This is a genomic window from Streptomyces africanus, assembly GCF_030816955.1.
Classification (GTDB): domain Bacteria; phylum Actinomycetota; class Actinomycetes; order Streptomycetales; family Streptomycetaceae; genus Streptomyces; species Streptomyces africanus.
Genome location: NZ_JAUSYP010000001.1, coordinates 9,061,166 through 9,069,472 on the forward strand (window position 1 = coordinate 9,061,166; position 8,307 = coordinate 9,069,472).

An 8,307-nucleotide genomic window follows, 5' to 3' on the forward strand; every position below is an offset into this window, starting at 1 on the left:
ATGGCGGTCGTACCAGCATGGCGGGCTCGGCGGGGAAGCCGGGCGGCCGACCGCGGTTCATCGACCCAGCGCCTTCAACGGGCATGTGCGTGCGACGCGTGCAAGACCCGGGACATCGAGGCGGCGTGCCAGGCCGAACAAGACGCTGCGCGAGCGCCAAGAGAAGCCGGAGGCGCCGCCCGCGTCGAAGACCGGCGGCTGGCTCGGGCGGCGCTTCGCAGCTGACCCGGCAAGCGGTCATGAGATGTCGCGGTGGCAGGGCAGCGAGGCCCCCGTCCGGACAGCCCCACAGTGCACTGCCGACGCAACTGCCCTACGTTGATCTCGAGAGGTGGTCGCTGCGGCGGCTGCACTCCCGCGTTGGTCGTCTAAGGAAAGACGTCCCGCTTCCTGCGGGGAAATGCAGGTGCAAGGCCTGCCCGGCGCTCCACACACGCCCCGATGCATCTTCGGCACAGCGGAGACTGCCGTCTGCGTGCCCCTCCACCCGAGGTACGAGGACCTGGCAAGGAGTCTCACCGGCTCGCCAGCGCCAGGGCCGGTCCGAGTAGACGAGACGCGCCCGGCCGGGGAGGCCGGGCGCGTCATTGTTCTATCGGTGCGTGGGTGCGGTGTTCAGTTCACGCACGCGGTGTCGGGGCAGCGGTGGTGGCGGCCGCCGTGGCGGTGGTGGCCTTGGCCGGCCGCGGACGGTGGACCGCCGCCTCGGCCCGGCCCGCCCGCTGGACGCGGACCCGTGGTACGTCCCCCTCTTCAGCATCAAGGTCTCAGGCGTCGGTCGGAGCAACCGCGCAGAGTACACAGCCGCGTCGCCGGATTCTCCGCGAAGTCCAGGGCCCGCTGCACTGAAAGCTGAGCCGACGCGCCACATGCAGCGCAAACAGAAACCGCGATCAAGGACCGGCCCACGCCGTCCGCGCACCCATCGCTCGGCCTGGTGCTCAACTCTGTAGTGCTGTTGCTGGAGGGCGCGTATCGGGGTACCTGCGTCGCCATGACACCGGAAACTGATCACGCTGAATCCGTACGAGCCCTGCGGCAGCTGCGCAGGATCCGCACCTTTTACGCCGGGGGCGCCGCCTTGTGGGCTGCTTCGGCTGCATCGGCGGGATGGGACGACCTTGGAAGCCGGCAGATGTGGATAGCGGTGGTGTTCCTGATGGTCTTCACCACTTTGCTGTCCATGACGTCGCTGTGGCTGTGGCGTCAGCAGGCTGCCCGTTCGGATGAGCCCGGGCACCATGCCCCTCCGCGAAAGACGGCCTGGCGCCGCCACGCCAACGCCTAACAGGACATCTCAACGGCGCGGGAAAACATCATGTGCGCATGGCTGATCCCTCTGTTCGTGGGATCGGTCGCCACGCACCGGCACCAGGACACGCCGTATGCGTTCCTGGAGAGCTGGGTGCGGTGTGTGTGGGCCTGTCCGCAGATGCCAAGGAGAGGCCGGCACTCGTCATGTGAGGATGCGGCTGAGGTAGGAGGGGGAGCAGCCGGCGATGCGGGCCACTTCGTGGAAGGCAGGTCGGGAGCTCGGTCGACGCCTGGGGGTCGAGGAAGTGGACGGGGTGAGTGCCGCCAGGGTTACGACGCCCGCGCCAGCCGCACGATCGCCGCGATCGACTGGTCGACGTCGGCCTGTGCCGTGTTGTGGCCGGACACCGAGATGCGCATCAGCCGCCGGCCGCGCCAGGTGGTGGCGCCCATCCAGCAGGTGCCGTCATTCTGCACCGCCTGCACGACGTGGTCGGTGCGGGCGTCGTCGCCGAAGCTGACGAGGACTTGGTTGAGCGTCACGTCGTTGACCACCTCGAAGCCCGCCGCCCTCAGGCCGGCCGCGAAGCGGCGGGCGAGCAAGCAGCAGCGGTCCACGAGTTCGGCGACGCCGTCACGGCCGAGTTCGCGCAGCGCCGCCCAGGTGGCGAAGCCGCGTGCGCGGCGGGAGGACTCGGCGGTGTAGTCGGCGCCGCCGGCCACCGGGCCGTCGGCGGGGGTGAGGTAGGAGGCGGTGTACGACAGAGCGTCGGCGTGGACGGCGGGGCGGGAGCAGAAGGCGTAGCCGCAGTCGTAGGGCACGTTCAGCCACTTGTGGCCGTCGCAGGCCCAGGAGTCGGCCAGCTCGACGCCGTCGAGGAGAGGGCGGGTCGCCGGGCTCGCGGCCGCCCACAGGCCGAAGGCGCCGTCGACGTGCACCCAGCCGCCGTGGGCGTGGGTGAGATCGCAGGCGGTACGCAGGTCGTCGCAGGCGCCGGTGTTCACGTTGCCCGCCTGCGTACAGACGATCGCCGGCGTTCCCGGGTCGGACGCCAGCACGCGCCGCAGGTCGTCGGTGTCGAGGGCACCGCGTCCATCGGTGCGGACCGTCTCCAGGCAGTCGGTGCCCAGGCCGAGCAGCCGCAGCGAGCGGTCGATGGTGGCGTGGCGCTCCTCGCCCGCGACCACCCGCAGGCGCGGGGCGCCGCCCAGCCCCTTGTGCCCAACGTCCCAGCCGGCCTCGGTGAGCAGGTGCTGCCGGGCTGCCGCGAGCCCTGCGGTGTTGGCCGCCTGCCCGCCGGTGACGAACCCGGTGGAGGCCGTGTCGGGGATGCCGAGGAGGTCCTTCAGCCAGCCGCCTGCCGCCTCCTCCGCGGCGAGGGCGGCGGGCGAGAGCGCGGCGTTGAAGGCGTTCTGGTCCCACCCGGCGGCGAGGATCTCCGCGGCGGTGGCCGCGGGCAGCGCCCCGCCGACGACGAACCCGAAGAACCGCGGCCCCGCGGTGGCGACGAGCCCCGTCTCGGCGGCGGCCACCAACTCGTCGACCACCGTGAGCGGGTCGGCGGGCGAGCGGTTCAAGGGGCGGGAGAACGCGGCGCGCAGGGCTGCGTAGTCGACGGGCCGCGCCACCGGTCGCTCGGGCAGCGAGCGGCGGTAGGCGGCGGCGTGCTCGGCGGCGTGATGAAAGATCCTGGTCAGCTCGTCCATGGCCGGACCGTAACCGCCCGTCCGAGCGGCCGGGAACGGCCAATGGGGGGAGATTGGACTGCCTTCCGATCCCTCAGCCCCGGCGGCGGGGGCGTGGAAAAAGTTAAAGGCGCTCGTAAACAGGCCCCAGCGGCCCCCGGGGTCCTGCGTTTCCCCGGGGGCCGCTGGTCACCGGCTGGTCACCGGAGAAGGGCGCGGTCGAGCCTGTACGGGGGAACAGGCCTTCGACCCTCTGCGCGTTGCCAGTGTCGCCGGTCAACGGACGACGCTCAGGGATGGGCATCGGCCACGACGGGACACACGCTTACCCGGGCGGCCTACGGCCGCGTACCGCACTGAGGGTCCGTGCCAGCTACTGTGTCTGGCACGGACCCCGCTCAGCCTTCCATGCGGCGGTATGCCGCCGCCCACTCCAGTCCGAGGTCGGCTAGCTGTTGGAGTTTGTCGGGGGTGAGTTTGGCGCGGCGTCCCTTCTGGTTCATGATCCACACACCTAGCCGTACCTCTGTGCCGTCCGGTAGAACCTCGGTGTGTGAGCGGCTGATGGGCCCTACGGAGCCGGTGCGGGCTTTGTACTGCGCGAGGGCCGCAATACCCCGTTCGAAGGCCCCAGAGCCGCCCTTGCGGGCCTCGGCGGGCGTCTCCTGCTCCGGTGGCAGCGGCGTGATGCCGATCTGCTCCAGGAGTTCGCGCTGTCCGTCCGTCAGGCCCGTCCAGATGGTGTGCTGGCGTTGTCGGGCCAGCCACTTCCCGATGTCCATGCCGTGGATGGTGACGCCGGGCAGGACGTCGGCCTGGTCCTCGTCGCGCAGCAGCTCGCGCAGCGCGGCGTAGTGGCGTTGCCAGTTGGCCGGCCATGCCGGGTTCCAGTCCGGGTCGATCTCCTTGAGGGCGGTCTTCCATTCGGGGTGGTCGTCGAGGGCGCCGGGTCGGCGGAGGTTGGACAGCCATTGCCCTACGGGCCGGTCCAGCATCGTCGCGGAGCGGGGTGCGCACAGTGTCCAGTGCTGCTCGTAGTACGCGCGGGCGGCTTCCAGGTTCTCCTGGAACCGCTCGTCCGCGAGTGACCAGACCATGCCGAGTTTCTCCAGCCGCGCCGCGCGCTGGCCGGTCATCTGTCCGGCCCCGTAGGTCCTTCGCTGTTCTGCGACCCACTGTCCAAGGGGGTAGGGGCCGGGGGGTTCCTTGTGGCCGTACGGCACCCGGGCGTGCCCCTCACGGTCAACGAACCGCTTGAGCGCCGCCCAGCCGCGGGCCCAGTCCTGCCGTTCGGGTGTCGATCACGTTGAAGTTCACCCAGTTCGCGACCATCACCGGGTCCCTGGGGGCGGCGAACCGGAGCAACAGGCGGGATTCTTCCTGTCCTTCCTCGGGCGGCGGACCGATGAACGTGGACGGCTGCGCGACGTCCTTTTGCGCTTCCTGGGGGATCGCGAGCAATTCCACGGCCTCTTCATCGTGAGCTCGCAATCCCTCAAGTACCTTCACCAAAGGGCGATACGATCCCGAGGTGAACATGTCCTCGGGTCGTTCTTCGGGCTGGAGAAATACGGGCACGATCAGAGAAGCGAGCTTGCCTTGTCCGGGCTTTTGCCGCAGGGCGCGGCCGATGGCCTGGACGATGTCGTGGGGGGCGCCTTTCGGGTCCAGCAGGGCGACGGAGTCCACGGCCCGGATGTCCACACCCTCGCCCAGCACACGGCAGTTGGAGAGCACGGCCCGTTGTGCGGCGGTCCCGAACGAGCCGAGTACCTCCCGCCGGTGCTCGGGGGCGTGCTCGCCGCACAGCCAGTCGACCCAGATCCGCTTCGGGTACTTCTCCGGCTGGTCCGCGTGCAGTTTGGCGGCGACCCGCTCCAGGCCCTCCGCGTACGCCTGTGCCTCTATCGTCCGGTGGTGGAAGGTGATGCACGTCTGAAGCCCATGCTGCGCCATCGTGTGCAGCAGCGCGGCCTGAGCGCCCCGAGCCGCTGCCCGCGCACTTCCTCGCTGTACCGCTCCTCGCCATAGAGCCGCTCGGGGGTGAGGACCGGGTCCTGGAGCTCCAGGACGATGATCTGGTACCGCGCAAGCAACCCGCGCGACACGGCAGACGCGAGCGAGAGCTTGTAGAGCACGGGCCCGAAGATCTTTTCGTCATCCATGCTCGCCGCCCTCTCCCTCGGCAGCGGGTCGCGCACCCCCTCCGCGACCTCCCGACTCAGCCTTCCTCCCAGATCCGCGGCGTGGCCGTCAGGTACAGCCGCCGGTGGGCCGGGATGACGGTCTGGTCGTGGATGTCCGCCCACGCCTTTCCGAGCGATCCGGAAGTACGGTGAGCCTCGTCCACGCACGCAAGGTCCACCGGGGAAAGCTTCTGGCCGTAGGCACCCTCGAAAGCCTCCGCCAGCACACCCAGGGAGGCGTGGGTGGCGTAGATGGTGACCGGCCCCTGCCCGTGCCACAGCGCCGGCTGTACGGGGTTCGTGGTGGAGCGCACCTTCATGCTCCACAGCTCGGGGTCGTCCTGGAGCGAGCAGACGGCCACGGCCGGCCCCTTGTGTCCGGCGTCGTGCCACGCCTTCACCGTCTGCGCCAGCAGGTCCAGCGTCGGCACCAGCACGAGAATGCGCCCATTGGGCACAAGCCGTTTTGCCGACGCGGCAGCAATGATGGTCTTTCCCGTTCCGCATGCGGCGTGTACCTGTCCGCGGAGGCCGTTGAAGGGAATACCGCCGGGCGGAATGTCGAATCCGCGCACGATGGCGTCAACTGCCTCGATTTGGTGGTCACGCAGTTTCACGGCCATTTCCGGTGTTCTCCTTTTCGCGGAATGTGGCGCGTAGTCAGAAAGGTGATGGGCGTCAGTGTTTTTTCACTGTGCGGGCGTCATCTGTTTTCACCACTTGCGGGGTCCGGGGGTGGTGGGCAGTTGGTGTTGGTGGTGTCGTCGGGTTGGTGAAGGGCGCTGTCGTTTCCCGGGTGGGGCGGATGTCGCCTGTGTGGGCGTGAGTTGGTTGATTCTGGAGTGGGGGAGTGAGGGTCTGGCTACGCTCGGTGTGTGCCTTCGTTTGCGGGTGACCCGCGTCATGAGCGTCTTGTCGCCGTCCTCACTTCCCGATGTCCATGCCGTGGATGGTGACGCCGGGCTGGACGTTGGCTTGGGCGGCCTGGCCGTCTTCGTCGCGTACGAGCTCGCGTAGGGCGGCGTAGTGCCGCTGCCAGTCGGCCGGCCACGCCGGGTTCCAGTCCGGGTCGATCTCCTTGAGCGCCGTCTCCCATTCGGGCTGTCCGTCCAGGGCGCCGGGACGGCGCAGGTTCGAAGCCACTGCCCCACCGGCCGGTCCAACGCCCGCGGAGCGGGGTGCGCACAGCGTCCAGTGCACTTCGTAGTACGCGCGGGCCGCTTCCAGGTTCTCCTGCAACCGCTCATCCGCTAGTGCCGTGACCCGCGGGGTTCACCGGTTTGAGGGCGGCGAAGGTCCACGTCCGGGCCTTCGACTCGGCGAGCAATCACGGTCACGGCATTGGCGGCCTGCGTATCCAGGAAGAGACCAAGCTACGCATCCTGCCATGAGGATTGGGTCAAAGTCTTCGCGGTGAGAGGAGTCAACCAGTGGATCTCCAGGTCCTCGCGCAGGTAGTCCATGCGAGTCTTCTGAAACTGGACAAGGTCGGGCTGGGCAAGGTGATTGCGTAGATCGTCCCCGGAACGCCACAGCTCGTAGAAGACCAGCGTGGTGGGATCGGAGGCATCGCGATGCACCTGGTACTGCCAGGCGCCCGGCTCGGCACGAGTCGGCTCGACGAAGGAAAGCAGCAGACGTTCTAGCTCCTCGGCACGTTCCGGGCGGGGGCGGGCGAATCCATAGAGGCCGATGGGGCCGTTCCCCTCATCAGGTATGACGATGTTCATACCTGGGAGGCTAGCCGTGCACCGAGGTACGATGCAAGTCGTACCTGAAGGAGGATCGTGGACCTGAGCAAAGTGTTCGCCGCGCTCGCGGACGACTCCCGGCGGAAGGTGATCGCCGAACTCGCGACCGACCCCGAGGATCAAGAGCGCGCCTGCGGGTCGTTCGACCTACCGGTGAAGAAGGCCACACGCACTCACCACTTCCGAGTTCTGCGGGAGGCGGGCCTGGTAGTGCAGCGTGATCACGGCAACGGAAGCACACTGAGGCTGCTCAGGACGGACATCGAGGAGAGTTGTCCCGGACTGCTGCAGCTGCTCGTGGCCGAACTCAGCCAATCGAGCGAAGGTAAAACCAAGTCGTGACCTGGGCGACCGATCCCGGGCACTGGGCGGCAGATGACGGGCGAGCTGCGCCAGTTGCCCGTCAGGCGATGAGCGGCGGGGACAGACGGGCCGCGAGGCCTTTCAGGGCCTGGGGTTCGGCGCCGCGCCAGGCGTAGATGGCCTGGTCCGGGTCACCAACGAGGACCAGCAGCAGGCCGGCGTCGTGCAGCAGCTGGAGGATTTGCAAGGTCGGCGGTGGAGCTGGGCCTCATCGACGATGACCTCTGCGAACCGCGAACGCAGCGGGGTCAGCAGCCCGGCTGCGGCCTCGGCGTGGGACGCTGGGCACACCGTGCAGGACTCCACCGGCGCCTGGTGGCTGTGCACCGCCGCGGGCACGCCCGGCACCTGGCAGACCCCGGCCGCCCCCGGCAACGAATGGACGCCCGCAAACCGGGGCCTCGCTGGGTGGACCTTCGATCCCGCGTCCTGCACCACCACTGACACCACCCTCAGCGCCGGATTCATCTACCTCATGCAGATCGTCCTGCGGCACCCGGCCACGCTTACGAAACTGCACGCCGTCATCGGCACCGCCGGCAGCGGCCTCACTTCCGGCCAGTGCCTCGCCGGGGTCTACGACACCGCGGGCAACCGGGTGGGCGTCACCGCGGACATGTCGACGACATGGAACTCCGCCAGCAACAAGGCCATGAACCTCACCGGGTCCGTCCCGGCTACGGCGGGAAAGCTGTACGTGGCGTTCCTCTTCAACGGCACCACCTCGCCGACGTTCGCGTGCGGCAGCACCCTGGGCGCGACATTCACCCCGGGCAACGCCAACCTCGCCGCTGGCGCCTACCGGTTCTGCCGTTCCGCGGCCGGGCAGACCGCCCTCCCGGCCACCATCACCCTGTCCGGGTACACGCCGGACGCGAACAACGTCTGGTCGGCACGCTTCCTCGTTCGCCATCAGGCCCATTCGACTCCGAGTTCGGCGAGTGCGGCGCGCTGCTCCGCAGTGAGCTTGTCTCGCCTCGCGCGAGTGTTGGAGATCCAGACGCCGAGCTTGTGCTGGTGTTCCTGGCCGTTGATGACGACGGCTTCGACGTGACCGCGCGGCACTG

At 68.9% G+C, this 8,307-nt stretch carries 7 protein-coding genes and 1 pseudogene; 1 reads left to right on the top strand and 7 read right to left on the bottom strand.

Features of this window, described 5'->3' with window-relative positions; translation table 11 throughout:
* Positions 1 to 1,584: 1,584 nt before the first annotated feature.
* From QF034_RS41295 to QF034_RS41310, 4 genes and pseudogenes are all read right to left on the bottom strand, one after another.
* A complete protein-coding gene (locus QF034_RS41295; protein ID WP_307172937.1) occupies positions 1,585 to 2,961 on the bottom strand; it encodes a pyridoxal phosphate-dependent decarboxylase family protein in 1,377 nt (458 codons plus the stop codon).
* Between the two features lie 377 nt (positions 2,962 to 3,338).
* Positions 3,339 to 5,749 (bottom strand): annotated as a pseudogene (locus tag QF034_RS41300) (helicase associated domain-containing protein).
* Between the two features lie 301 nt (positions 5,750 to 6,050).
* Entirely contained in the window at positions 6,051 to 6,365 is a 315-nt protein-coding gene (locus tag QF034_RS41305) for a hypothetical protein (RefSeq protein ID WP_307172936.1), read from the bottom strand.
* Between the two features lie 134 nt (positions 6,366 to 6,499).
* A complete protein-coding gene (locus QF034_RS41310; RefSeq protein ID WP_307172935.1) occupies positions 6,500 to 6,856 on the bottom strand; it encodes a putative quinol monooxygenase in 357 nt (118 codons plus the stop codon).
* Between the two features lie 57 nt (positions 6,857 to 6,913).
* Here QF034_RS41310 and QF034_RS41315 point away from each other — a divergent pair, with 57 nt between their 5' ends.
* Positions 6,914 to 7,219, top strand: a complete 306-nt coding sequence (locus QF034_RS41315; protein ID WP_307172934.1) for an ArsR/SmtB family transcription factor — start codon at positions 6,914 to 6,916, stop codon at positions 7,217 to 7,219.
* A gap of 61 nt (positions 7,220 to 7,280) precedes the next feature.
* Here the strand turns inward: QF034_RS41315 and QF034_RS41320 are convergent, their stop codons facing one another.
* The 3 genes from QF034_RS41320 to QF034_RS41330 form a co-directional block, all read right to left on the bottom strand.
* Positions 7,281 to 7,427 (bottom strand): UvrD-helicase domain-containing protein, encoded by a 147-nt coding sequence (locus tag QF034_RS41320; protein WP_307172933.1) that lies wholly within the window; start codon positions 7,425 to 7,427, stop codon positions 7,281 to 7,283.
* Positions 7,428 to 7,816: 389 nt separating this feature from the next.
* Positions 7,817 to 7,954: a hypothetical protein gene (locus tag QF034_RS41325; protein ID WP_307172932.1), complete on the bottom strand. Its 138-nt coding sequence runs from the start codon at positions 7,952 to 7,954 to the stop codon at positions 7,817 to 7,819.
* Between the two features lie 198 nt (positions 7,955 to 8,152).
* Complete coding sequence (locus QF034_RS41330; protein ID WP_307179757.1) at positions 8,153 to 8,305, bottom strand: helicase associated domain-containing protein; 153 nt, start codon at positions 8,303 to 8,305, stop codon at positions 8,153 to 8,155.
* Positions 8,306 to 8,307: the final 2 nt, after the last annotated feature.

Bases quoted from the DNA above. Each gene is read 5' to 3' on its own strand.
- QF034_RS41310 (WP_307172935.1), bottom strand. From the start codon at position 6,856: ATGAACATCGTCATACCTGATGAGGGGAACGGCCCCATCGGCCTCTAT.
- QF034_RS41295 (WP_307172937.1), bottom strand. From the start codon at position 2,961: ATGGACGAGCTGACCAGGATCTTTCATCACGCCGCCGAGCACGCCGCC.